At 58.4% G+C, this 26,271-nt stretch carries 19 protein-coding genes; 9 read left to right on the forward strand and 10 right to left on the reverse strand.

What is annotated here, in order from left to right; genetic code table 11:
* The first annotated feature begins 14 nt into the window (after positions 1-14).
* The 3 genes from VG146_04665 to VG146_04675 all read left to right on the forward strand — a co-directional run bounded on the left by VG146_04665 (position 15) and on the right by VG146_04675 (position 5,781).
* Positions 15-203, forward strand: coding sequence for a hypothetical protein (locus VG146_04665; GenBank protein HEV2391640.1), 189 nt, complete (start codon positions 15-17; stop codon positions 201-203).
* A gap of 512 nt (positions 204-715) precedes the next feature.
* Positions 716-4,270, forward strand: a complete 3,555-nt coding sequence (locus VG146_04670; GenBank protein HEV2391641.1) for an AsmA family protein — start codon at positions 716-718, stop codon at positions 4,268-4,270.
* A gap of 128 nt (positions 4,271-4,398) precedes the next feature.
* On the forward strand, positions 4,399-5,781 hold the full coding sequence (locus VG146_04675) for a dipeptidase (protein ID HEV2391642.1): 1,383 nt from the start codon (positions 4,399-4,401) through the stop codon (positions 5,779-5,781).
* A 127-nt stretch (positions 5,782-5,908) separates the two neighbouring features.
* On the opposite strand, the gene VG146_04680 is transcribed toward VG146_04675, so the two are convergent.
* The 6 genes from VG146_04680 to ltrA all read right to left on the reverse strand — a co-directional run bounded on the left by VG146_04680 (position 5,909) and on the right by ltrA (position 15,672).
* On the reverse strand, positions 5,909-7,336 hold the full coding sequence (locus tag VG146_04680; protein ID HEV2391643.1) for an arabinose isomerase: 1,428 nt from the start codon (positions 7,334-7,336) through the stop codon (positions 5,909-5,911).
* Entirely contained in the window at positions 7,333-8,508 is a 1,176-nt protein-coding gene (gene rhaT / locus VG146_04685) for an L-rhamnose/proton symporter RhaT (protein ID HEV2391644.1), read from the reverse strand. The genes VG146_04680 and rhaT overlap by 4 nt, the downstream gene beginning before the upstream one ends.
* 47 nt (positions 8,509-8,555) lie before the next feature.
* Positions 8,556-11,777 carry a discoidin domain-containing protein gene (locus tag VG146_04690; protein ID HEV2391645.1) on the reverse strand — a complete coding sequence of 1,074 codons (3,222 nt, stop codon included), beginning with the start codon at positions 11,775-11,777 and terminating at the stop codon, positions 8,556-8,558.
* Positions 11,774-12,625: an MBL fold metallo-hydrolase gene (locus tag VG146_04695; protein HEV2391646.1), complete on the reverse strand. Its 852-nt coding sequence runs from the start codon at positions 12,623-12,625 to the stop codon at positions 11,774-11,776. Before VG146_04695 ends, VG146_04690 begins: the two co-directional genes overlap by 4 nt.
* A 363-nt stretch (positions 12,626-12,988) precedes the next feature.
* Positions 12,989-14,026: a tetratricopeptide repeat protein gene (locus tag VG146_04700; GenBank protein ID HEV2391647.1), complete on the reverse strand. Its 1,038-nt coding sequence runs from the start codon at positions 14,024-14,026 to the stop codon at positions 12,989-12,991.
* 317 nt (positions 14,027-14,343) lie between these two features.
* Positions 14,344-15,672 (reverse strand): group II intron reverse transcriptase/maturase, encoded by a 1,329-nt coding sequence (gene ltrA, locus VG146_04705; protein ID HEV2391648.1) that lies wholly within the window; start codon positions 15,670-15,672, stop codon positions 14,344-14,346.
* A gap of 584 nt (positions 15,673-16,256) precedes the next feature.
* Between ltrA and VG146_04710 the strand changes: the two genes are divergently transcribed.
* Complete coding sequence (locus VG146_04710; GenBank protein HEV2391649.1) at positions 16,257-16,763, forward strand: PepSY-like domain-containing protein; 507 nt, start codon at positions 16,257-16,259, stop codon at positions 16,761-16,763.
* A gap of 269 nt (positions 16,764-17,032) precedes the next feature.
* Positions 17,033-18,424: an ATP-binding protein gene (locus tag VG146_04715; GenBank protein HEV2391650.1), complete on the forward strand. Its 1,392-nt coding sequence runs from the start codon at positions 17,033-17,035 to the stop codon at positions 18,422-18,424.
* A 20-nt stretch (positions 18,425-18,444) separates the two neighbouring features.
* On the opposite strand, the gene VG146_04720 is transcribed toward VG146_04715, so the two are convergent.
* Both VG146_04720 and VG146_04725 read right to left on the reverse strand, forming a co-directional pair.
* On the reverse strand, positions 18,445-19,245 hold the full coding sequence (locus tag VG146_04720) for a histidinol-phosphatase HisJ family protein (protein ID HEV2391651.1): 801 nt from the start codon (positions 19,243-19,245) through the stop codon (positions 18,445-18,447).
* A gap of 67 nt (positions 19,246-19,312) precedes the next feature.
* Positions 19,313-19,636, reverse strand: a complete 324-nt coding sequence (locus VG146_04725) for a hypothetical protein (GenBank protein HEV2391652.1) — start codon at positions 19,634-19,636, stop codon at positions 19,313-19,315.
* A 136-nt stretch (positions 19,637-19,772) separates the two neighbouring features.
* Between VG146_04725 and VG146_04730 the strand changes: the two genes are divergently transcribed.
* The 4 genes from VG146_04730 to VG146_04745 all read left to right on the forward strand — a co-directional run bounded on the left by VG146_04730 (position 19,773) and on the right by VG146_04745 (position 24,459).
* On the forward strand, positions 19,773-20,834 hold the full coding sequence (locus VG146_04730; protein HEV2391653.1) for an NAD-dependent epimerase/dehydratase family protein: 1,062 nt from the start codon (positions 19,773-19,775) through the stop codon (positions 20,832-20,834).
* Entirely contained in the window at positions 20,831-21,490 is a 660-nt protein-coding gene (locus tag VG146_04735; protein HEV2391654.1) for a class I SAM-dependent methyltransferase, read from the forward strand. The genes VG146_04730 and VG146_04735 overlap by 4 nt, the downstream gene beginning before the upstream one ends.
* A complete protein-coding gene (locus VG146_04740) occupies positions 21,487-23,091 on the forward strand; it encodes a sodium:solute symporter (GenBank protein HEV2391655.1) in 1,605 nt (534 codons plus the stop codon). The genes VG146_04735 and VG146_04740 overlap by 4 nt, the downstream gene beginning before the upstream one ends.
* Before the next feature lie 153 nt (positions 23,092-23,244).
* Positions 23,245-24,459, forward strand: a complete 1,215-nt coding sequence (locus tag VG146_04745; GenBank protein HEV2391656.1) for a class I SAM-dependent rRNA methyltransferase — start codon at positions 23,245-23,247, stop codon at positions 24,457-24,459.
* A 10-nt stretch (positions 24,460-24,469) separates the two neighbouring features.
* Here VG146_04745 and VG146_04750 read toward each other — a convergent pair whose 3' ends face one another.
* A complete protein-coding gene (locus VG146_04750; GenBank protein ID HEV2391657.1) occupies positions 24,470-25,447 on the reverse strand; it encodes an MlaD family protein in 978 nt (325 codons plus the stop codon).
* 54 nt (positions 25,448-25,501) lie between these two features.
* A complete protein-coding gene (locus VG146_04755) occupies positions 25,502-26,266 on the reverse strand; it encodes an ATP-binding cassette domain-containing protein (GenBank protein ID HEV2391658.1) in 765 nt (254 codons plus the stop codon).
* Positions 26,267-26,271 lie beyond the last annotated feature (5 nt).

The raw sequence follows: 26,271 nt of genomic DNA on the forward strand, positions 1-26,271 counted from the left end.
CATGAGACTCAAAAATGGGAAAAAGCCCTGCGGAAGCCGACATTCCCCACCGAAACTTTATCCCCAAGCAACTCGAACCCGTCCCGCCACCCACCCCCGAACCATTGCCCATGCAGGAGATGCTCAAAATGCAACTCGACTGTCTCCGCCGCCGTTCTGCCCCCGCAGCCCCAGTCACCCCAAACCCGGAACCCGCTCATTAAACCCGAACCGTCCATCCCGTGTCCTCGCCAAGCGTTTTGGGCTGCGCCAGTCCTCTGGCGCTTTCGCCCCGGCTCTCGGTTGGACCATCGACCCGCCACATTGCCTGAGCGCGTCTCAAACCCTCAATAACGCAGGCGTCCTCGCCGACCAGTTAACCGGGCGTCTCGCCCGATTTTCAGGGCGGCGGGGCGCCACCCTAACCCGCCCGCCTCCTTACGGAACTTTGTGTCCTTCTTTTTTCCGTGTCCTTCTTTTTCCCTTCTTTTTTCCGTTGCTAAAAAATACCGCCATGCTATTCACCTCCCCTCAAGAGCAGGGTCGATCCCGGACCGAGCAGCGCCCTCCGGGAAACTTCTGGGAACTGCCCCGGCAGCAGCAGTCAGCGCCATGGGCTGTTGGCCCCATGACAGAAAACGATTCTGCACTATATTTTTGTTCAGGCTGTCTTTGGCGCATGATCGAAGCGGCCCTGCCTCTTACGGCGCTAATGGGTTTTCATTGAGGATTTTTTATGGCTAATTCAACAGTCACTTCGCCGGCGCCCTCAAGGCGCCATCGCTGGCTCCGGGTTATCGGCTGGATTGTCGCCGTGCTCGTTGTTCTCATAGTGGTCGCCTACTTCGTTGGCACCAGCTCCGCCTTCCTTAAAGCGGTCATCCTGCCCAAGGCAAGCGAGGCCCTGAACGCCAAAATCACCGTCTCGGATGCGTCTATCAGCCCATTCCATGAAGTCATCCTGCGCAATCTCAAGGTCCAAACCACCGGCACCGAACCGCTCCTGACGGCGCCCGAAGTGCGCCTGCGCTATAGCCTCATGGACATCATCGGCGGCAACATCAACGTGGATGAAGTGGCCGTCTCCGCCCCTGCCATTGTCCTGGTCCAAAACCCCGACGGCACCAGCAATCTCGATCCCATCCTCAAGGGGCAAAAGGCGAAACCCGCCCAGCCTGCCCAGCCGTCCAAGCCCTCGAAGCCGCTGCGGCTGGACATCAAAAAAATCGCCCTCACCGAAGCGACCTTGCGCCAGGTTAAGCTCTATAAGGGTAATTTCAGCGACACGACCGAACTATCGCACCTGACCGTCACGATTGAGAACGTCAAGAACGGACAAACGGGCAAACTCGCTCTCAATTCTGATCTCAGCATGCGCAACAACCCGCCCCCCCCAGGAACCAACGGCCTTCTCCAGGCCAATATCCAGGCCGGATACACTTTCGGGCTGACGCCTGACCTGAAGCCCTCGGCCATCCAGGGCAATGCGCGCGTGCAGGTCTCGCGCGCCGAAGGGGCCCTGGCCCAGGTCAATGCCCTGGCCACAACACTCGATTGCGATGTCACACCGACGGACATCCGGCACGTCACCCTCACCTTTCAAAAAGCCGACACCCGCCTGGGCGAACTGCGGGTCAGCGGGCCATTTGATATGCAGAACGTCGAGGGCAAACTCAAAGTGGAGATCATTCATATTGATAAAAACCTCCTGAATCTCGCCGGTGCTCCCAGCGGTATTGATTTCGGCCCTACCACGATCGATTCGACCAACGAAATCGACCTAGCCAAAGGCGGCTCCGCCATCACCACCGTCGGCCAGTTGGACCTCAGCCATCTCCAATTGACACGCACCAACGAAACGACTCCTCCGCTCGATCTCCAAGCCAAATATGATGTCAGCGTGGACAAGGCAGCCGGCACGGCGCTGCTCCGGGCCTTTGACCTGAGCGGCAGTCAAAACGGAAACCAATTCCTCCAAGGCCAATTAACCAGCCCCATGAACTTTAATTGGGGCAGCACAGCCGGCGGCGTCGGCAACGCCGCACTCAAGGTCACCGTCACCCGCTTTGACCTTGCCAATTGGAAAGTATTCCTCGGCGAGGTCGCCCCGGCCGGGCTGGTGAATCTCCAACTCGAGTTGAACTCGCATCAGGGCGGCAAACAGCTCGGCTTCGACCTCAATTCCCAAATCGATGACCTCACTGCCGGCTCGGGCAGCAACCAGATTTCAGGGGCCACCGTCACCCTCCAGGTTGCCGGCACCGCCACCAATCTCAATCAGTTCAACCTCAGCACCTATAAGTTCCAGGTCTCGCGCCAAAACCAGCCGCTCGTCGTCCTCTCCGGCGCCGGCACCTGCGATCAGACGGCCAAAACCGCCGATCTCCAGCTCGATGGCCAGTTCCTGCTCGCCCGCCTTCTGCAGGCCCTCCCGCGGCCTGACCTCAGCGTCTCGTCCGGTTCCGCTCAAATCAAAGCGCGCCTGACACAGAATCAGTCTGAGCAAAACATTACCGGCAATTTTGCGCTCACGGATTTCACGGGCTTGGTCGGCAGCAATTCCTTTAAGAGCTTTGGCGCCACCGCCGACCTCGACGTCACCATGAACACCGAGCAGGTCCAAATCCGCAAAATCGCCGGCAACATTTCCCAAGCAAACAACCCGGGCGGGGCCTTCAACTTGTCCGGCACTTACGGCCTAAGCAATAAAGTCGCCGCTCTCAAGGCCACGCTCACCGGCTTTAACCAGAATGGCCTTGGGCCGTTCCTGCAGCCGGCGCTCGCGGATAAGCAGCTCAAGTCCATTGACCTCAACGCGGACGCCACCGTGCAGTACGATCCCCAGGCTGCGTCCTCTGTCAAAGCCGGCCTCCAGGTAACCAACCTCGTGGTGTCAGACCCCAAAGGCCAGTTCCCTGCCACACCTCTGGCCGCCACGATGCTGCTGGATGGTTCGCTGAACCAAAAGGTGCTCGACCTGCGCCAATGCCAGCTCGGCTTGACTCCAACCGCTCGCGCCACAAACCAGGTTGATCTCACCGGTCATATCGATATGTCCCAGACCAATATCACCGGCAACGTCAAATTGGCCGCCGATTCCCTCGATTTCACCAGTTACTATGACCTCTTCGCGGGTCCATCCAAGACCGCTCCTCCTGCCCAGGCGGCCCCCTCCCCCTCACAACCCGCGTCGGCCCCGTCCGCTCCCGCAGGCCCTGAAACCGAGGCCCCGGCCAAACAATTCCCTCTAAGCAATTTCACCGCCGAGGCCTCCATTCACCACCTCTATTTGCATGAAGTCGATATCGCCGATTTCCTGGCGACGGCCAAAATCGATGGCGGCCACGTCATTCTCGACCCATTCAAACTCTCGCTCAATGGCGCCCCCGTGAACTCGGTCATTAACCTCGACCTGGGTATCCCAGGCTATAAATACGACCTTTCCTTTAGCGCCCAAGGCGTCCCTCTGGCGCCGCTGGTTGACTCGTTTCAACCCGACCGCAAAGGCCAGATCGGCGGCGCCATGGTTGCGCAGGCAAAAATTAACGGCGCAGGCACTACCGGGGCCAGCCTTCAGAAGAATCTGGCCGGTCAGTTTGATGTCGCCTCCACCAACCTCAACCTCTCCGTCATCAATATCCGAAGCCCCATCCTTAAGACCATCATCAACGTCGTCGCTGTCCTGCCCGAACTCGTGCGGAATCCGGCTTCAAGCCTCGGCAGCGTCCTTGGAGCCGTCATGCCTGGTCAGGGGGCGGGCAAAACCGGCAGCTTATCCGATGAACTGCAGAAATCTCCGATCGACCAAATCATTGCGCGGGGCACAATCGGGAGCGGCACAGTGAACCTGCAGGAGGCCCTCATTCAAAGCGCGGCCTTCCAAGCCCAGGCCGAGGGCACGGTCGCCCTTGCTGCGGTCCTGACCAATTCCGCCATTCAAATCCCCGTCTCGGTCTCCCTGAGCCGTTCCATCGCTGACCGCGTGAACCTCACGCCTGCCAACGCCGACACCAATGTCGCCTATGTTAAGTTGCCCCAGTTTCTCACTCTCACCGGCACTGTTGGCCAACCCAAAGAGAATATTAACAAGCTGGCGCTGGCCGGCACCGTCTTTAAGGGCATCAGCGGCATAGTGCCGGGTGGGACCGCGAGCGATGTTCTGCGGGGTTTGGGCGGCCTGCTCGGAGGGAACACCACTGCCGGCACGAATGCCCCACAGAACACAGCCACCAACGCCCCGGGCCAATCTATTAACAATCTCCTCCATGGAATTTTCGGGCCGAAAAAATAGGACCTTGGAGGGCCGCGTTCCACGACTTTCTCCCTCTGGCTCTCCCTCTCCCCTTGGAGGGGAGAGGGCCGGAGGCGAGGGTCCTTCTCTGTGTAGCCCATCCTAGTCCCCCAGAATAATATCCGCCTATGCAAGCCGTCCTCGAGTACCTCAAACAAAACCAGGCCCGTTTCATCTCGGAACTCACTGAGTACGTTCGCTTCCCCAGCGTCTCCGCTCAACCGCAGCATCAGCCCGATATGCAGGCCTGCGGCGAATGGCTGGTAAAACACTGCCAGGCCATTGGCCTCGACGCCCGCCTCTGCCCCACATCAGGCCACCCCGTTGTTCTGGCTTCCACTCCTCCGGCCAAAGCCCCTGGCAAACACCGCCCGCGTTTCCTGGTCTATGGCCATTACGATGTCCAGCCACCCGAGCCGTTTGAGCTCTGGAAATCGCCTCCGTTCGAAGCCCGCATCGAAAACGGCTCCCTCTTCGCTCGAGGCGCCTGTGACAACAAAGGCCAGAACCTCGCTCATCTCAAAGCGGTCGAGGCCTACCTCAAAACCGGCACTGAACTGCCCTGCGACATCACATTCGTCATCGAGGGCGAAGAGGAAGTCGGCAGCCCCAGCCTGGCGCCGTTTCTCAAAGAACATCGGACCAGCCTGGCCTGCGAGGCCATTGTCATCTCGGATACCGGCATCCCCAGCCCCAAGCATCCGGCCCTCACTTACGCCTTGCGCGGCATCTGCGCCTTCGAGGTCATCGTCCACGGCCCCGCGCGCGACCTCCACTCCGGCATCTTTGGCGGCACAGTCGATAATCCTGCCATGGCTTTGTCCCAGCTTTTGGCTAAACTCCGCGATAAAAATGGCCGTGTCGCGATTCCCGGCTTCTACGATGATGTGCGTCCCCTTTCAGCTTACGAACGGAAAGAGCTCAAACGCCTTCCGTTCAAAGAGAGCCAATACCGCAAGCTCCTGGGCGTGCCCAAGCTCTTTGGCGAGCGCGGCTACACTCCCACCGAACAACGCTCGGCCCGGCCCACGCTCGAAATCAATGGCCTGACCAGCGGTTACCAGGGCGAGGGAAGCAAAACGATCATCCCCTCCTGGGCTCGCGCCAAAATCACCACCCGCCTGGTCCCCGATCAGCGACCAGAGCGCATCAATAAACTCCTGCGACAGCATCTCAAAAAACTCTGCCCGCCCACCGTCCGCATCGAAATCCGCTCAGGCCACGGCGCGGTCCCTTACATGGTTTCCCCATCGAGTCCCCAGGCCCAGGCCGCTCTGCGCGCCTTGCGCGCCGCCTTCGGCCATGAACCCGTCCTGATGCGCGAAGGCGGCTCGATCCCAATCGTCAACGAATTCAAACAAATCCTCCGCGCCGACGCCCTCATGATGGGGTTGGCCTTGCCGGACGATAACGCCCATTCCCCCAACGAGAAGTTCAGCCTCGAATGCTTCGCCAAAGGCCAGGCCATGGGGGCCCATCTTTGGCAGGAATTGGCAAGGACTGAAGCGTAAACGTCCAGGATTTTGAGCCCGGTCACCCCGCTCATGGCGGACCAAGCGACTTAGTTAGTCAGGTAAAGACGTTGTTGGATGTGAGAATAGCCGGCAAGCCGTTGGGGAAACTGCATCATTCCCCGCCTCAACACACTTGCGCCACCTCGGCGCCCACCAACTTGCCCAGCTTCTCAATCCTGGAGGCGATGTGACTGACCCCAACGGCGCAGTGATGGGCTGGGCCCTGGGCGTTCCAGGCCTTTACGAACTCCCTCGCCCCAATGCTAAACCGGTAGCGGCTGTTGGTATTCCCAATTTCCAAAATCGGGCCGGGAACCGACTCGCCCTCCGCGACGAGCAGTTTCAATTTCCCACCCGGCGTTTCGGCAACCGAAAGACAGGTCACCGGCCCGTGTTTTACACACATCTCGACCGACAAGCCCCTGCCGACTTTGCCGTGATATACTTTGAGCGGGCGCACCTTGGTTTTGCCCTGGCCAATGGCGATATGGGCGGGTCCGTCGTGGCCCATGAGCACGACATCGTCCTTGAAATCCATAGCATAATATTCAGTAAACGAACCGCCGCTGCCGAAGGCATCCATTATTTTCATGGCCTGAGCGTTCTTTACCTCGTACTCACCGGCTACAGGAATCCCGCGGGCGGTCAGGAGCGAATTTCCAAGGATGATAGAGCTGATGGCCTCTTCGTTTTCCGCGTTGCCGGCGCCCATGTAATAATAGGCCAGCGAACCGAGTTCGTGCTCTTTGACCAGGCGGTCGAGCGCCACGGAGGTTCGCGCCGCGCGTTCCAACTCGGCGCGTGAGCAATCGCGCTGAACGTCAAAAGCCCTCTTGAACTTGGCGACGCGTTCCTTGATTTGGGCGCTGGAAACCCCGCGGCGCAAAGCGGCCAGTTCGTCCACTTCAATCATCTCGATGTGGCCGCCCAAGACGGCGCATTGCAGGGTCGTATCGGAATAAATGTCGAGCATGCCGCCGTAATAGTGGCCCATCAAACCAAGGCGATTATGGGACATCGTGTGCGCCACGCGCGCGGCGTCGATCCACGCATCGACCTCGCCCCAGCAAACCGGATCGTTATCGAGCATCCCTGTGACTTGATGAAAAGCAATTCGTGCCCGGCTGAAGACGTTGGCGATTTCCGGGACGGGACAAGCGCCGCAAAAGGCCAGCCACTCGCCTGTCATCGCCGTGCGGTCTTGCATGCGGTTAACGGATGCGTAATCGATTGCGGCCCCGGGCGAGAGGTTCAGGATAATCACCGGGACTTTGGCCCGTTGCACGACAGGCAAAACGGTCGAGGACAGCGCGTAAGTGGTGGCGTAGAGGAAAACCAAATCCACATCAGCCGCCCGCATTGTGTGTCCGGCTTCCAGGGCTTTCTTGGGGTTGTCCACCAGGCCGAGATTCACAACCTTGATGCCGGGGCGCTGCAATTTCTTCTCGACAGCGCGGACATAGCCCTCCAGGCGAGGCTTGAGACCTTTGAATTGCGGCCAATAGGTATCAAGGCCAATCCCGAAAAGCCCAACGCGAAGCGGATAGTTCATTTGCCTTTCAGATACGTCCCGTAGCCAATCACGACCGTTGAAAGGATCAGGGTCAGGATGCCACCGCCGATTAGCAGGTGGGCCTTGTTGCTCGACCCCTTCCATTCGTGGAGAATCCAGCCCCACATCGTGCTGAAAATAATGATGCTGGCCATGTGCAGTGTCCAGGAAGCAAAACTGAACTTGCCCATCTGGGTCTCGCCCATGGTGTAAAAGAAAAACTGGAAATACCAGCAGGTCCCCGCCAAAGCCGAAAGGAGGTAATTGCTCAACATGGGAATCTTCAGAGCAGTGACATTTGCTTCCACAGCCGTCAGCAGAGCAGTCCGTTCGCTGCCGATATGTTCGCCGGCCCTCGGTGCGCCCTGATGCGCCGGTTCACGAACATGCAGGGCCAGATACTGGTAGCCGGTGCGGTTCTTGATGTTGAGCAGCAGGCACCAAATGAAATTGGTCGTGAACCCGCCGCCGAGCACGACGCAGAGTTTGGGCAGACCGGTCCACAACGTCGAAGTGCCGGCCTGGGCGGCGGCCGCACCGATGGGATTGCCGGCTGTGAGCGCGAATGAAAAGCACGCGCTCATGATGCCTGAGAATGTCGCGACCAGGATGCCTTTGCGGAAATTGAATTCTGCGATAGCCTTTTTCTTTTGCGCCTCGGGCATTTCTCTTTCCTTGGTCAACCCGGCCAAAGCCGCGATAGCGATGCCGAGCAGGCACACCGCCACGCCCGCCAGCGTGACCTGGCCCGCTGTCGAGCGGGCGATCTCGCCGATGCTGGAACCGACTGGCAGGGCCGGTTTGAATTGCTTGAAGATCGGCGGGACCAGAGTTCCGAATGCCGCGCAGTAACCCAGCGCCACACCCATCCCTAGCGACATGCCCAGGTAGCGCACCGCCAGACCGAACGTGAGCCCGCCAAAGCCCCACAGCGCGCCAAAAAAGTAGGTCCACCAAAGCGTGCCGAAAGACTGTTGCTTCAGAACACCCAAAAGGTCGTGTGTCAAAAAAGACGCCAGCAGCCACGGGCAAATAATCCATGAAAAAAACCCGCCTGCCAGCCAGTAGGTTTCCCACGACCATTTCTTCACACCCCGGTATGGCACATAAAAACTGCCGGAAGCCAATCCGCCGAGCCAATGGAAGAAGACGCCAAGAAAGGGATTTCCCATAGGGTCAAAAGCGAATCAAACTGTTGCAAAGGTTCAATGGCCGTGAACTACTCGGTAGTTAGGAACAGCTCTGCTAGCGAAGCAAATGGCGCTGTTGGATCGAAGCTGCTCAAGGCGACGAACTTCAGGAACCTGGTTTCCATGGGCTGAACAAATTTGATCCGGTGCAGGTTATCGTTCCTTTCAAATGCCCCCTGGGCTATTGGCCGGCCCCAGCCTTGGCCATCGGCGCTGGCATACACGGCGTAATCTTTTATCCAGCCGTTATGATTGTTATCCTGGCGCGGCAGGCAGGTAAGGCCGGTGATGCGCGCCGGTTTCGGAAGTTCAATAATGAGGTGATGCGGGAATGGTGTCGCCGACTCTCCCCAAGGCGTGTGCCACAGCGTGTCTGCATCCCCGTCGATTGCATTGTCAGCAGGATAATCCGGCTCGGCGCTGTCCGCGCGGATTTTGGCGCCCAATGCCTGAAGGTTATTTGAGAACTTGGGCACGAACAGCTTGTCCAGCCAAGTCTCGCTCAGGTCCTGGGCCGGATTGAATGCTGCGGAACCGGCGTAGGCGTAAAGGCCGGCGAGCAATTGCCGCGCGGCAGGGTCTTTGGACAACGAGGGTAAATCGAATCCGCACGCCAGCAACTGGCCGGCACCGGCGCGGGCTTCGAAGATTATCCCCAGTTTGTGGTTGCGGGCAAAGTTGTCGATTACTGTGAGGATAGGCCAAAGACCAGAAGGCGCGTCATCGAGCACAAAGACCCGCGAGTGCTGCATCAAGTCGTACCATTGCCAGTCACTGTGAGAATCGGTTGGGAACTGCGCGAACAAGGGGTGCGTCGGCTCGCACAGCAGGCCCATGGTGTTGGGCTTTTGGTTCGGAAACCACACCGGGCTCCAGAACACCGGTAAAAACCTGCCGCGCATGGATTCCGCCGGATTGGCCGACGTCGCGAAGAACACAACACGCTTTCCCTGCGCCAGCGCCGCTTTGGCGGATTCCCATTGTTCGCACACGGCGACGTTCGCGGGCGGCTGAAGGTTGGTCTTGGCCGGGTAAACCCAAATATCCCAGTCGTTGGCGAACGGGGTGCCTTCGAGAGCGAGGGACACGTTGAGCTTTGCAGGCGCAGCGGCCTTGGCCAGCGATGCGCGGATAACGCCCAGCGAGGTCAATCGGCCAGTCGGCGCGGTTATGGCCGGCAGTCTGCCGGAGGCCAGCTCGCGGCCCTGGGTGTGCTTAATCGTCCAGACCGGTTGGGCATGGGCAATGTCAGCGGCGCCGTAGTGCGCCAGGTCAGCCTCGGCCTCGAAAGGTTCATCTGTCGTGTAGGTCCGCTTGGGCAGGCGCAGCAGCGGGACAGTGGGGCCGCAGAATTGACGAAAAGATTTCGGCGCAATAAAGCCTTTGGAATCCCAGAACGGGTCCAACGGCCCGACCAGCGCCGTGCCTTGGTTGGGATAATCGTGCAAGTCGAGCAGCGAAAATCCTGCGTAACCCGGCGTGCGAAGCAGGACTTCGATTTCCTCTTTGTACAGCCGCACCGCGAACCGGCCCGAGGCCCGGACGAACTTCGGCGCCAACTCCAGCAGGTGCTTGTTTTGCATGTCCTGGCGGATCAGTTCGAAATTCTTCGTCGCCATGACGCCGGTGTATTTCTTCGTCTCGTTGAAATCGGGGAAAAACATCCATTGCCCGATTTCGTGGCCGACTGTGGGGTGGGTATCGCCGGCCACCACGTCGCGCAAATCGCGCTCAGTGCCCGGTCCCTGGATGCCGCGTCCGGCGGCGCTCTCAGTCCACTGCCGGTTTGGCGTGGTTTGCGCCGCCGAAGCCGACGAATAGAGGTGGCGTGGATCACGGTCGATTAACATGCCGACCCAACGCGCCAGCAAGTCGGCTTTGCCACCGTATTCGTTCCCCAATGTCATGGTGCAGAACGACGGGTGATTGCCGTAGGTATCGACGATGCGCTTGAACTCTGCCTCGATAAACGCGTCGCGGACCGGGTCTGTGCCGGCCTGGACATTGGCCTGCGGCCCTTCGACCTGGAGCATGATGCCTTCGGCGTCAGCCGCTTGGAACGCCGCCTCGGGCGGGCACCACGAGTGAAACCGCATGAAATTCAGACCGTAGGTTTTGATGGTCTTGAAAATCTTCTGCCATGCCTCCGGCTCCGTTGGGGGATAGCCGGTCAATGGGAAAACCGAGCATTCCAGGGTGCCGCGCAGAAACACGGGCCGGCCATTCATGGTGAATTGCGTCCCTTGCGCCGCAAACTCCCGATAGCCAAAGGTCGTGGATTTTATATCCGCGCCATGGTTCAGGTTAGCCTGCAGTTCGTACAGGCCAGGAGCAAATTCGTCCCAATAATGAACCGGTCCGGCCTCGGCAATGGGCAGGTCCACCGTGAAGGGGCCGCCAGCCGATCCCCAGGCAGCCTGTATCTCGTGAACAGGCGTAGCCTGAGTGTTACCCCGGAACTGCAGCCTCAAATCGAGCGCCCCCTGGCCGGCCTTGCCACTTTCATTCCCAATCCTCCCTTTGACAGTGACGGTCTTTGTCGCCAGGTGCGGATAGACCTGCAAGTCGTCTATCCAGATTGGCGGTGTCGCTCTCAGTTCGATGCGCCCAATGATGCCGTTCATATTGCCCCATGTTCCGCCGAAAAGGGCGGACACAAAGGGGCCCAGGTTAATTTTGACGGTGTTATCGACGCAAATGGTCAGGCGATGTTTGCCCCGAGTAATACCCGTCCCCAGATCGTAAAAGTGCGGGGCGATCAGGCTGTCCTGTGTGCCGATGAATCTGCTATCGAGCCACACACGCGTGACCCAGCGCACCCGTTCGAGGAACAGTGTCACGCGCTGTGCCTGCCACGTGGCCGGGATTTCGATGTCTCGTTGATACCACGCCGGCCCGGCATAGTCATAGAGCCGGTAAGGGCCTTCCAGAGTGGGGGCTTTGGAATTCCTGGGGCCGAGCCCGGCGTCATCCATGGTTCCCGGCAGATGAATGGCGCCTGGCAGTTCACGGCTGAACTCCTGCGCATTCGTATCGGCGATTTCAAACCGCCACTGGCCGGCCAGGGAAACAGCCTGTTCCTTCCCAGCCGCCCCGCAAGCGCCCATGCCGCTCATCCCCAGACACAAACAAGCAAGCCATCGAATCGATTTGAGACGCGGTTCCATCGGTGGCCCGCAAGTGTGCAAGACAAAACGTCCCTTCGCAATGCGCAACGGCCGGGGCGCGCACGCATCGAGCAGAATCTTCACCCTGCGAGCGTCACGAATGTCTCACCGACGTCGCGCCAGCCCAGCCGCTCCGGTTCGAGCGCGGCCTGGAGCCGTTCAAGCGGTTCGACCACCCCTTCGCGACCAAGGGGGAACGTCTTGAAGTGAATGGGCAGTAGATGCTCAGCGCCCGCATCATTGGCCATTCGCACGGCTTGCTCCGGTGTGCAATGGGAGCAAATCCACGGCTGGTACGCGCCAATCGGCATGATGGCCAGCTCGAATGGCCCTTTAGAACGTAGCGAACGAAAAGAATCGGTCCAGGCTGTGTCGCCGCCAAAAATAATCCTCTTCCCTTCGCGCTGGACGATATAGCCGTTGTAGCCGCGGAATTTGTCGTAACGCCAGCGGGCGCCCCAATGGTTGACCTCGAAGGCGCGCACCTGCACACACCCGTTGCGGGTCCTGAGCCGGGTTTGCTCGCCCCAACGGAGTGGAATGGGTGTTTGGAGCCGGGTTCCAGCGAGCAGGTCGTCGGTGGCGTGCGCCGTTACGGCTTGGGGATGGCCGGGCAAATCGGCAATGGTGGCCAAGTCCATGTGGTCCATATGGGCGTGGGACAACAATACCAAATCAATGGGCGGCAACTGCTGCGGTTTGAGGGCCGGCGCAATCAAGCGCCGCGCGCCGATGGTTCCAATGCGGGTATTGGCCCCCACCCGTCGCAGCAGGGCAGGGTCGGTCAGAATGGTCACGCCATAAAAGTTCAGAAGCACCGTGGCGTGTCCCAGCCAGGCTGCCGTGAGGGCTTGGCTCGACCACAACTCGGGCGCGGGGATGATCTTGGGTTCGAGAATGGGCCGGCGGGTTTCGGCGACCAGCTCGCGCACTGCGCGGGCCCCCAATTGATTGGAACATCCGGCCCATACACCGGCCAGGCCGAGGGAACCGACTGTCAAGAAACGGCGACGCGAAAATCTCCGGCTGTATTTTTTCAAACTGCTTTCCTGCAAAGACTGTTTAATCGAGGGTGAACAATATACAGACTGGAAATGCGGGCAAGAAAAAACAGCCGACCTTCGTCGCTCAGTGCCGCTCACTGTAGGAGACGACGTAAGGAGTCTCTGATCAGCAAGTTCCGGGTAAGCAAAGGCGAGGCGTGACCGGCAGACAATCTTGATCAGAGACTCCTTAGGTCGTCTCCTACAAGGATTTGGAACCGGCCTTGTCATTGACCCCGTGAAGGCGGGGCGTTAATGGGGTTTGGAGTTCGAAGTCTCCTGGGACTTTGTCGTTTGAGCGGTTGGAATTTGAGCCTTGAGCGCGTTTGTGCCGTTCGCTTCGGCTTGTCGTTGTTCCAGATTCCGCGCCAGGCGCTTCTTAAGGTCCAAGTACACATCGTTAGTGATGGCATCGAGGTGAGAGCGCGCCTCGGCGAACCGGCGCGCCATGATCTTTAGCCGCGCAAAATGGATATAGACCCCTTCGCGCTCGATTTCGTCGTGGGCGATTTTCAGGGCATTGGTCCAGGCGTTCAGGGCCTTATCAATCGGCACGGGTTGAAGGCCGTAATAACTTTGGGCCACATCAGAAAGCAACGGAAAATTCTGCGGGTCCAGCCGCATTGAATTGCTATAAAGCTGGAATGCCTTCGCGAAGACTTGGTCCTCGTTGAGCGCAAAATATTCCTTGGCATCCTGCCGGAACAGGAAAACTGTGGTGCCGAAGTTGTGATAATAGACCGGTTCGAGGGGGTTGAGTTCAATGGCCTTGGCGTAATATTCGAAGGCCTTCTTGACCGGCCCATGATGTCCGTAGATGTTGGCCAGGTTATTATAAATCGCCGGGTTATTCGTATCCAGTTCGAGCGCCTTTTCCAACTGGTCCTGGGCGCTGTCTTCGTCCTTAGTGTCCCCCAGAAAACTGGCATAGGCGATGCGCGCGGTGGAGAATTTAGGATGCCGCTGAATGAAATCCTGGTAGGCCTTGCCGACCGGTTCGAGCCGTTGCAGGATACGTTGCCTCAATTCCTCCGCCGGAACGCCGGCCCCTTTGGACGCAAACTGAGCGTTCTCTTGAATCCACCGGTCCACTTCGGTCTGGGCGTCATCATCCTGGGCCATCAATTCCTTGAACTGGCGTTCCACAGCCTCTTTGGATTCGGCCGCCCCGGTAGCGGCATTTGTGGCTATGGCGTTCGTCCCGGCCACTTTTGTGGAGCTAAGGGAAAAGTTGTTCCCTGGGCTCGCGCTGCCTAATGCCAGGGCGCTCATCAAACCAATCGCGAACATGCTCACAGGCGGCCAAGATAGCACGCGAGAGGGACTGTCAAAAGAAGAAACGCAGTCTCAACGTCCCACCGCAGGGTTCTAAGAGGGCATTTGAAAAACCTTGTTCAGGTAGCACCCGACACAAGAGCCTCCTTACGCCGGGTGCTACATTTTCGTAGAGTCGAGGAGTGGCGCGGTGGCGTTTAGACCTGGCCGTAGCGGTGTCCGGCCCTTTCGGTTGCCGGTGCCTGAATATCCAGTCATGCACTCCGTTTCCACTCCCCGCTCATCAAACCGGACGTGCGGTTTTCCCGCATCCGGCTTTCGTTCAAGAGGACTCATGCGTTCGCACACGAGCGGTTGCCGGTCAGGGGTGCCAGTCTGAGCAAACCCAGGTCCCGGTGCAGATACAGGGGAGCGTAGCGCACGGAAGGCACGCCCTGACTCCGATGCTTGCCGTTCAACCACTGACGCAGCCGATGTCGGGCATGGTTATCCACCGCTCGATAGGCTCGGCTGACCGCGCCCAGGCAGAAGTAATTTACCCAGCCGCGTAAGGTTCGATTGAGATCCTCAACCATTGCCTCCACCGGCTTCCAATAGAAGCTCGGTTGAGTCATTTGGCTGATGGCTTGGCAGATGGCGCCGATTCGCTTGCGGGAGGGACGCGTGCCGATAAAGGCACGGCCATCCTTGGGCGAGTAACACCGGCCGATGGTGTATCCCAGGAAATCAAAGCTCTCCTGGGGCACCCGACAGATGCGCGTCTTCTGTTCATTGACCGTCAAGTTGAGCGTGCTCATGATGGCTTGCATCTGCTTCTTGGCCTCTGCCGCATTGCTGCGGCAGAGGATGACGAAGTCATCTGCATAGACCACCAGGCGCGCTTGCAGCTTTTGTTCCCATCCCAGTTTCTTCCATCCCAGTACAAACCGCCGCATATAGAGGTTGCTCAGCAACGGCGAAATCGGTGCCCCTTGTGGAGTTCCTCTTCCGCTGTCCTTAGCCACGGTCGTGCGGCGTTTGCCGCCGTGTCCGTCGTCCTCTTCTACCGGCGTCTGCAACCACGCTTTTATCAATGCCAGCATGGCCCCGTCGCTCACGCGCCGTGCCACACTCTTCATTAATTGCGCGTGGGGAATGGAATCGAAGTAGCCGCTCAGGTCGCAATCGACAACCTCACGGTGTCCCTGGTTGAGCAGCCCATGGATATTACGGATGGCGTCATGAGCGCTGCGCCCGTGTCGATACCCATATTGTTCCTCGGGCAGGTCCGCCTCAAAGATCGGTTCCAGCACGATGACCGCTGCCATCTCTACTACCCGATCTTTGATGCAGGGTACTCCTAAAGGCCTCTGCTTGTCGGTTCCGGGCTTGGGTATCCAAACCCGCCGCACTGCTTGTGGCCGATAGGTTTTTTCCTGCAATTCCTTTGCCAGTTCTTCCAGCCAGCCGTTCACACCCTCCTGCTCAATCTGCCGAAAACTCACTCCGTCCACTCCGGGTGCGCCGCCGTTGGCACGGCAGCACCTCCAGGCGTGCCAGAGCACGTCCTTTCGATACAGTTTGTCATAGAGACTATGAAACCGGCAGGCCGGCTCTCTCTTCGCTTTAGCATGCAACGCTTCCTGAAGCTGCCAGACAGTTTCCGGAGTTATTAGGCTCACGCCAATCTCCTTGCTTTTGCTTCTTCTTGCATTGCTCTTGAACCAAGGCCCCTTCCCTCCACCGGCATTACCCGGCTTCTTCGGTAATATAGGCCTCTCCGACTTCCCACCCAGCCCTGCCCTGCCCTCGCGGGTGGCCGGTTGCTTCGCCACTTGGCGTTGCACTGAGCGGGAGATCCCGTGTTGCTACAGGACTCCAATTGCCGACATGCCGTCACCAATGCCCCGGTGGACCCGAACAGCGTTTGCTTCGCTCGCGTACTGTCCGGTGGCAGCTTTCCCCACGTTTTAGCTGGGTCAGCATCCACATTAGATGGTTTCGGGACTTGCTCAGTGTTCATTCACATTACGGCCTGCCTGCTCGCTGACCCGCTTCCGGGCCTTTTGCACCAAGGGCTTCGGACATTTCATTACTTCCATGCTCGCCTCGGCTGCTACCGGCTGGAGCGTAAGTTGCCGGGTGGGTTTAATACTCTCCCACTGGAGTTCTGCGCCTTTCCACGGCGCACTAAAACACGCTCTAAGGGTTAAACCCACTTTAGGTATGGGTTATTGAGCTTAGATTAGTTCAAAAAGGATTCATTATGAAGAAATGTGCAATCAGTCTCCTGGCCGCGTCTGCCCTGCTGGTAGGCTGCAACCAGAGCGTCCAAACGGCATCAGACCAATTCAACGCGCTGCCCTCGGCGGTGCAGAAAACCGCTCGGGCCCAGGCGCCCAACGCGGAAATCACCAGCGTGACGCAAATCACTACGAATGGCATGATGGCGTATGAGATTGAGTTTAGCGAGCAAGGAGGCAGTCCCAAGATTGTAGTGGGGCAGAACGGGACTCTGCTCAGCTCGGAGCTGCCGAACCGGGCCGGAGTGATCCAGAAATTGCTAACGCCCACAGGGGCCATTGGCACGCCCTTCAGCGCACTGCCGGTCGCCGCGCAAAAGACGATCCAGGACCAGGCCCCGCACGCGGAGATAACCGGGATCAGCCGCCACGACGAGAATGGGCGAATGGTCTATGAGGTGAAGTTCAAGGATCACACGCCGATTCAGGTGGCCAGCGACGGCGCATTGGTCGAGGGCACGCCGAAATAATTTCAGGCCCTGTTGGAACTCGGCACGCCGTGGAGAGGGAGAGCGGGTTCAGGCCGGGGACCAAATGACCCGCCCGCAGTTTCAACCCGAGCAGGCCCCGCGCCATTGCGAGGGCATTTGAAGCTCCGCGGTTCGAAAAAAATTTGTTAAGCGAGGTCTCGACAGAATTCGCGTTCATTTGCGTTGAGTTGCGGTTACCATTCACTAGCCTCCAACTAAGGCCTATACGGATGCGGGCAGAGTTGGTTAAATAGGCCGGAGGCGCCTGAATGGCATTGGAACATCAACCCATGAGCGGCGGCATCAAGTTCAGATTGGCCGCTTTTATCCTGACGATAGCGGGGATGGTCGCGCTGATCGCCTGGACGGCCCAAAGCGCGTGGAGGCGGGCCGGAGAGTTGCGTGAGAAATTGACGGTCGTGCAGTTGCAGAGCTTCCAAATCGCAGACCATTTTCAGCAAAGCATTCTGGAACTCAACAACCGGATACTGCGCTACGGGGTTTACCACCATATCAATGACTGGCGGAACTTCCAGGAAGCGAGCACCAACCTGGACCACTGGATTGATGAGCAGCGGCCCATTCTCAACACCGAACGGGAGAAAACGATCCTGGACCGGATCAATACGAACTATGACTTTTACATAGCCGCCGCGCGCGCTATAGAAGCCAAAGTGCGGACCAGCGGCGCGCCCACCACGCCGTTATTGGAATTTGCGAATTTCGAAGACCAATCGCAGAGGATTCTGAAACTGTCGTTTGAACTGGCGGGGGCGCATCGCGAATCCATGAACGTGTTCCTGGATGAATCGAACAAGGCCTTGAGTTATCTGAGTTTTTTGCTGGTGACCTCGCTGGGGTTGCTGCTGGTGGCGGGGGGCGGACTGGCCGTGGTGGTGTATGGGGAATTAATCGCGCCCCTGCGGGTCCGGCTTGTCCACAGCCAGGAGCTGATCGAGCGTCAGGAAAAGCTGGCCTCTCTGGGGATGCTCGCCGCCGGGGTAGCGCACGAAATCCGCAACCCGCTGACGGCCATCAAGGCCTGGCTGTTCATCCAAAGCAAACACCTGAAGCCGGGCACTCCGGAACATGCGGACGCCGAAATTATCAGCCATGAGGTCAACCACCTCGAACGCATCGTCAAAGATGTGCTGCTCTTTGCCCGGCCTTCCGAACCGCGCCTGGCCATCATTGAGGCCGATGAGCCCTTGCGCCAGGTCCAAACGCTGTTGGCTCCTGAATTGCAAAACGCAGACATCCGGCTGGTGTTCGAAAACTCAGTTTCCGCTAAAATCGAGATCGACTCCCAGCAAATACAGCAGGTCCTGATCAATCTGGTCCAAAACGCCGCTGATAGCATTGGGTCTCACGGGACGGTTACTTTGAGAGTCAAAACGGGGACAAAACGGCTGGCGTCAAATGTGGGTGAGGTGGTGATTCTGGAGGTGTCCGATAGCGGCAAAGGAATACCTCCGGAAGTTGAGAAACGCCTCTTTGACCCCTTCTTTACTACCAAGGAAGACGGCACCGGGCTGGGGCTTTCGATTGCCGCGCGGATTGTGCAGAAACATGGCGGCGCGTTGCAGTACCAAACCCAAATGGACCGCGGCACCACTTTTGGCATCGTCCTCCCCAGAGCCGGAAGGCCGCCCTCGAGTTGAAATGTGGCGGCGGTGTCGCTCTAAAGAGGAACCGATTCGCGGCGGCGGGCCTTGAAGCGGCACGAGTGCGTATAACCGGCGCTGCGGGCCAAGTGAACAGCTTCGGCAAAATTCAGGCCAACCTCGGCTGGGGCATGGGCGTCGGACCCGAAGGTAATCGGCACACCGGCTTTAAAAGCAAGCCCGACAAGCGCCGGGCAGGGATAGATTTCCTTGCAATCCTTGCGAAGGCCGGCCGTATTCAACTCGATGGCGACATCGTGGCGTTTGGCCACCTCCACAAACCGGGTGAACAGCCCTGTGCAATCTTCTTTGGGATAAAAGCAGAATTTTTTGCACAAGTCGGCGTGGCCAATAATATCGAACAGGCCGGACTCAGCGGCCTGTGTTAATCGCTCAAAATAACCGGTCCAGACCTCGAATGGTTCGCGGCGTTTCCACTCGGACATCTGGGCCGGGTTATCAATCGCCCAGGGTGGCGTCAGATAATGCACCGAGCCGATGAAGTAATCCCAGGGATGCCGGGCGCGCAGCTCGCGAACCCAGTCTTCGTAACCGGGTATAAAATCGACCTCGAGGGCCAGCTTGATACGCATCTGGGGATACTTGCGGCGGGCCTGCTCGACTTTGGTTACATATTCGTCCAGCTCTCCTGGGTTCATCCGCCACTCGTCAAAGTTATCCTGAGGCATCGGGTTGTGGTCTGAAAACCCTATCTCCTCCAGCCCCACCCGCAGCGCTTGCTCGGCCAATTCAACCGGCTCGCCGACCGCGTGGCGGCAGAGGGGGGTGTGCATGTGGTAATCGACTGGTAAAGACATAGGAGAGTTTAATTAGCGGGTTAATTAGAGCCCAATGCATTCGGCGGCTCTGATGACTCCGGTAATGTTAGCGGGCCGGGGGATTGGTGGCCATGGTCGCTTTGAGTTGCTCGATCATATTATTGATGAGCGTCTTTTGGGTTTCGGTGATGCTCGGGTCGCTGCTGAGCTTGTCCAATGCCGAGAGCGTGTTCACATACTGGCCATATCGAATTCCCATGTAGGCATTCTGAATGGCGGCCTGTTGTTCGGGTGTTCCGCTGGCGAAGGCCTGCTGCAAGCTCTGCATCGTGGCGACCTGCGGCGGCACTTGCGGCGCTTTGGGCTTGCAGCCGCCACACACAAGCAATCCACCCACGAGCACCGCCTCGAACCATTTGGTTGTTTTCATACGCGCGTTATACGTGAAGTGTCTGGTCAATGAAAGTCTTTTGCAGAAGGGACAGAATTCCATTAAACCGCTTGCCTCTGAAAGGACTCTCGGGTTAGCTCTCCCGCATGTTGGCCTCAATCCAGTTCCCGGCCTGATGAGAATTCTGATTACGGGCATCTGTGGATTTGTTGGCCAGGTCTTAGCTCGCGCTCTGGCCGAACAGTTGCCAGGGCTGGAATTGTGCGGTTTGGATAATCTGATCCGCCCCGGCAGCGAACAGAACCGGCGTTCGCTGGCCAAACTGGTGAAATTCTTCCACGCCGACGTGCGCAGCGCGTCGGACATGGAAGGCCTGCCTCCCGCCGACTGGGTGCTGGATGCGGCTGCCAACGCCAGTGTCCTGGCGGGGATGGAACATCCAGGCGCCAGCCGGCAATTGGTCGAGCACAACCTGGACGGCACGATCAACTTGCTCGAGTATTGCCGCCGGCACCAGGCTGGGCTCATCCTGCTGAGCACCAGCCGAGTCTATTCCATTGAGCCCTTGGCCTCGCTGGAAATGGTTGTTCAGAACAGCGCCTTCCAACCTCGGCCCGAACAGGCCTGGCCGGCGGGCTGTTCTACCAGAGGCATTGTCGAAAGCTTTTCCACCCAACCGCCCCTCTCCCTGTACGGCAGCACCAAACTGGCTTCGGAAATCCTGGCGCTGGAGTATGGAGCAGCCTTCGGCCTGCCCGTTTGGATCAATCGCTGCGGCGTTCTGGCCGGAGCCGGCCAATTCGGGCGCGCTGACCAGGGGATTTTCTCTTATTGGATTCATGCCTATGCAGCGCGCCGCCCGCTCAAGTACATCGGTTTTGACGGCCAAGGATGCCAAGTTCGCGATTGCCTCCACCCATCAGACCTGGCCCCGGTTCTCGCGCGGCAAATGCGCTCGCCCTCCTCACGGCCTGAGCCGCCACTACATTTTGGGGGCGGCATTGAAAACAGCATGTCCCTTGCCCAACTGAGCGATTGGTGCAGCCGCCGGTTCGGCCCCCATCCTATCGATGCCGACCCCAAGCCGCGGCCATTCGATCTGCCGTGGGTGGTGCTCGATTCGGGCGCGGCGGCAAAAAGATGGGGCTGGCGGCCACAACACAAATTGCCCGCCATCCTTGAAGAAATCGCAGGGCACGCCGAGGCGCTCCCGGATTGGCTCGACCTGACCTCATGAGCGCCGACAACGTTCAATCCATTTACAGCCTGCGCTTTGCCGGCAATCGGGATTACCGCAGGCAGGTTTGGCAGGTGCTGACAGCGGAGTTCTTCCAACCGCTGATCAGACCCTCCGGAGCCGTGCTGGACCTTGGTTGCGGTTATGGCGAATTCATCAATCAAATCCAGGCGCAAGAAAAGTACGGGATGGACTTAAACCCCGACTCCGCCCGAAAGCTGGATGGTGGTATTCGCTTTTTCGAGCAGGATTGCTCAAAAACCTGGCCATTGCCGGAGGGCAAGCTCGACGCGGTGTTTACCAGCAATTTTTTCGAACACCTGCCCGATAAAGCGACCCTGGGACTCACGCTCGAACAAGCGCGGCGGTGCCTCAAGCCGGGCGGCCGGTTGATAGCCATGGGACCCAATATCAAGTATCTCCCGGGGGCCTATTGGGATTTTTGGGACCATTATTTGCCCTTGACGGAGCAATCGCTCTGCGAGGGTCTGGTGAATCAGGGTTTTGGAATCGAGCAATGCCATGAGCGTTTTCTGCCTTACACGATGGTCAAGAGCAGGGAATACCCGGTTTTCTTGCTCAGACTCTATCTGAAGTTGCGGCTGGCCTGGCGTATTTTTGGCAAGCAGTTCCTGGTAGTGGCGGCCAAAAAATGAACAGCTACTTCAGCCTGGGAGATTGGGCGATTATCTTCCTGTATTTGGCGGGCATCATTCTTTTGGGAGTTTGGTTCGGGCGGGACCAACACAATACCCGCGATTATTTCCTGGGCAGCAAGACGGTGCCCTGGTGGGGGATTGGCTTTTCAATTGTGGCTGCCGAGACCAGCGCGCTGACCATCATTGGAGTGCCGGCAATGGCATTCGGGGGCAACATGGGTTTCCTCCAAATGGTCATCGGCTACGTCATCGCCAGGATACTCCTGGCCGTCGTTTTGGTCCCCCATTATTTCAAAGGAGAGATTTATTCGCCCTATCAGCTCTTTGCGGACAAATTCGGCCCCGCGGCGCGCCAGGCCTCCGGGGGCTTTTTCCTCCTCAGCGAAACGCTCGCCGCGGGGGTGCGGGTGTATGTGGCAAGCATTCCTGTCAAGCTGCTGTTTGGAGACCGGCTGTTAGGGGCAGGCACCGGCGACCCGCTCCTGGGGGCCATCTTCCTGTTCGTCGTGCTGGCGCTGCTCTATACGTACGTCGGCGGCGTTAAGGCGGTCATCTGGACCGATGCGGTTCAATTTGGCTTGTTCCTGTTCGGCGGCATTTTCGCGCTCTGTTTTATCCCATCGCGTGTCCAAGGGGGAGTGAGCGCTGTTCTGACCCAGGCCCTCGAAGCCGGCAAACTGCATTGGCTGGAGGTGACACCGCCGGCGGGAACCTCGGTTTTGACGTTTCTGCTCGGGCCTCCTTTCAATCTTTGGATGGGCGTTATCGGCGGTACGGTTGTGGTGCTCTCATCCCATGGGGCCGAGCAATTGATCGTGCAGCGGGTGCTTGCCTGCAAATCCGTTGGCGATGGACGAAAGGCGCTGGTGCTCAGCGCGGTTATCATCTTTCCTCTCTTCCTCATTTTCTTGCTCGTGGGCGCTATGTTATGGGTATTCTACCAGGGACATCCCTTTCAGATACCGCTGCCCGAACCGCGGCCCGGATTGAAGGCGACCGATTTCGTCTTCCCGGTCTTCATCATGACCGAAGTGCCCCACATCATGAAAGGCTTTCTCATCGTGGCCGTTTTATCCGCTGCGATGTCTTCGGTCAGTTCCGCCTTGACCTCGCTTTCTTCTGTTTTAACGATGGATTTCATTCGCCATGCTCTTCCGAGCCGCAGCGAGGGGTTTTTTTTGCGGTTTAGCAAGGTCTCGACAGTGTTTTGGGCGACGGCCTTGATCCTGGTCGCCTATTGCAGCCGGCAAGCGCAGTTTGTGCTCAACGCAGCCTTTTCCTTGCGCGGCCTGACCAGCGGGGCATTGGTCGGGGGCTTGGCACTGGCGGTCTTCTGGCGGCAGGGCCGTGCCGGACCCGTGGTGGCGGCAATGCTCGTTTCGCTGACGGCCATGACGGCGATTGAGGTCCTGCCCCAGTGGCACGTGACGCGAAGGTTCTGGATGGAAAAGGTCGGCACGGAAATTTTTTGGCCCTGGTACACGCTGATCGGGGCCATTATAACCCTGGGCACGGCGTGGGTAGCGCGCCGCTGGCTTCCCGCCGCGCCTGAGGCTGAACCACAGACACACCGAGATGCCGAGAACGCGATTCAATGAACCGGGTTCACACGCTCTCTCCGCCTCCGTATAGTAAAAAGGTAGATTGCATGATATGAACCACAGAGGCATAGAGACACAGAGACGATTCAATGAAGCAGGTTCCTTACTTCTCTGTGTCTCCGTGCCTCTCTGGTAAAAAGGATTGGCCGATTGTCCCCCTCAAATCCCCAAAATTCCCGGCTGCGCTTACGGGTAAGGCCGGCGGTCGAATCCCGGCTGCGCTCGGGCCATCCGTGGGTGTTTGCCGAAAGCATCACCGAGCAGAACCGAGAAGGGCAAGCAGGCGAATTGGGTGTAGTCTATGATCGGAGCAACCGGTTTCTGGCGATTGGATTATTCGATCCGGACTCTCCCATTCGCCTGCGCGCGCTGCACACTGGCCGCCCACAAAGAATTGACCAGAGGTGGTGGGGTCAACGCCTCGAACAAGCCCTCGAACTGCGGCGCGGCGCTTTTGACGCGCAGACAACCGGGTTTCGGTGGATCAATGGTGAGAGCGACGGCTGGCCCGGCTTGGTTCTCGACCGCTACGAAGAGACGCTGGTTCTGAAGCTGTACACAACCGCGTGGCTCCCGCGCCTGGACGAGTTGATAGAATTAATATGCGCCGAGTTGCGCCCGGAACGAATCGTTTTGCGCTTGAGCCGAAATCTGCAAGCCGCTGCGGAGCGTTTTGGCAGGGTGGATGGCCAGGTATTAATCGGAGTCCCACCGTCCGGAGCAATTATCTTTCGCGAATCGGGCGCTCGGTTTGAAGCCGACGTGCTCCGAGGCCAGAAAACGGGCTTTTTCCTGGACCAACGCGAGAACCGCCGGTTGGCGCAGTCCCTCGCGCCGGAACGCGCGGTTCTCAATGCCTTCAGCTTTTCCGGGGCGTTTTCGGTCTATGCAGCTCGAGGCGGGGCAAGGGCGGCGACGGACCTCGACATCAGCCCGCACGCATTGACGGCTGCCAACAGGAACTTCGCGCTCAATATTTCAGACGCCGCTGTGGCCGCCTGCCACCATGAAACGGTGCAGGCGGATGCCTTTGATTGGCTGGGTACCGCCTCCAACCGGCGGTTCGGTTTGATCATCCTTGACCCGCCCTCGTTGGCCAGGCGCGAATCCGAGCGAGCGGGCGCTCTCCGGGCGTATGGCCGGCTGACAGCGGATGCCATTCGCCACCTCGCGCCAGGGGGCTATCTCCTGGCATGTTCCTGTTCAGCCCATGTCGATGCCAGCGAGTTTTTCGGTGTCATCCGCCAGACTGCCGCCAAGTCTGGCCGCAGGTTTGATGAAATCCAAACCACGGGCCACGCGCTGGACCACCCGGCTGCCTTTAATGAAGCCCAGTATTTGAAGGCGATTTATCTCAGGTTCTAACCTGGACTTTTTAAAAGAGCTTGCTGAGGGCGGAGCCAAGAATGCTTAAAGGTCCTTGGTCTTCGAGACCTTCGGTGGCCTGGTCGAGCTTTTGAAGGGTCAATTTGGCGTTTTTGTAAAGGTCCTGGTCGTTGACGAGTTTGCCAACAGACCCCTGGCCCTGGTTGATCTTCTGAAGAATCTCCTTGAGGTTGGTCATTGAATCGGTGGTCTCGCGATAGAGAGTGTCATCGTGCAGCAACTTCCCCACCGTTCCTTGCCCGGCATTGACCTGGTCCACGACTTTGCGGGCATCGGCGACCGTCAGGTTGATTTGAGTGGCTGTCTCCTGGAGATTTGTCACTGCGGTGTAAGCGGAGTTATATAGCGTATCGTCATAGATCAATTTGCCCACGGTGCCTTTACCCTGGGCGATCTGGCTGGAAACGGCTTGGAGATTGGCAATGGTGGCCGTAAGCGGGACGCGGTTGGCCTTGAGGAAATCCGTAAAGGGACCAAGCAAGTTGTCGATTTTATCTCCGGTGAAGCTCTTGGTCAGGTTCTCGACACCGGTGGCGACATTATCGATCTTGGCCATGACCGCGCTGAGGTCAGGTTGTTCCTGGGTGGCCAGCATCGTGCCCGGGGTCGCAATAGGGGCATTGCGCGTGCCAAAGTCGAGTGAAACGAAGTTCTGCCCCATCAACCCCGTGAATTTCACCGTGGCCACGCTGTCGGTCCTGACCTTGACCCCTTCCCGCAATTTCATCACAACCAGCACCTTGTTATTGGTTTCATCGAGGGAGATGCTCGAAACCCTGCCCACCTCGACCCCGGCCATTTTCACACGGTCACTTTCTTTGAGGTCCTGGACGGTGTTGAACAATGCCTTCAATTCGTAGCCGCGCTCGAACCGCTCGACGCCCCCCACGATTTCGAGGATGAGCACCGCGGCGATAACCGCCAGCGCGACGAATATGCCCAACCGGGTTTCCAAAGAATTTTTCATAGTGTGTCTTTTGGTTAATTCAGAATCTGTTTAAAAGCAAATCCAACTGGCCATCTAAGTTCTAGTAAAATGCGCGTTCAGGAAATGTTGGACCAGCGGCTCCTGGTTGTGGCGCACCTCATTGGGCGTGCCGATGGTCAGTATCCGGCCCTCGTTAATGACGGCGACGCGGTCGGCTACCCCAAAGGCCAAGTCGCGGTCATGCGATACGACCAGCGAGGTCACATGAGTCCGCTCGTTGAGTTTGACAATCTCCTCGGCAATGACAACCGAGGAGAGCGGGTCCAATTCACTGGTCGGTTCGTCGTAGAGAATCAACTGGGGCTCGATCACCAGCGCGCGCGCAATAGCCACTCGCTTTTTCATCCCCCCCGACAACTCGGTGGGCATGGCGTTTGCGGCATCTTTGAGGCCAACCACTTCGAGTTTCTCAGCCACAATGCGCGCGATCTCCTCAGGCGGTTTGAGCCGGTGTTCGGCGAGATACAAGCCGACGTTTTCGCCGACCGTCAACGAGTTGAGCAGGGCGCCGGATTGGAAAACCATTGCCAGGCGATACTGCTCCATGACTCTGGAGGACTGGATGGGCTGGTTCTCAACAAGGATTTCGCCCTCATCCGGTTCTTCGAGCCCGATGATATGCTTGAGCAGGACCGATTTGCCGCTGCCGCTAGGGCCCATCAGCACGAAAATCTCTCCTGGTATGACATCAAATTCGACGCCTTTGAGCACCTCATGCCCGTTAAAGCTCTTGCGCAATCCGCGCACGAGGACACTCACCCCCTGGCCGGAACTGGTATTGGTTGAGTCCGCAGCCATAGTTC

This window comes from Verrucomicrobiia bacterium, assembly GCA_035946615.1.
Taxonomy (GTDB): Bacteria; Verrucomicrobiota; Verrucomicrobiia; order Limisphaerales; family UBA8199; genus DASYZB01.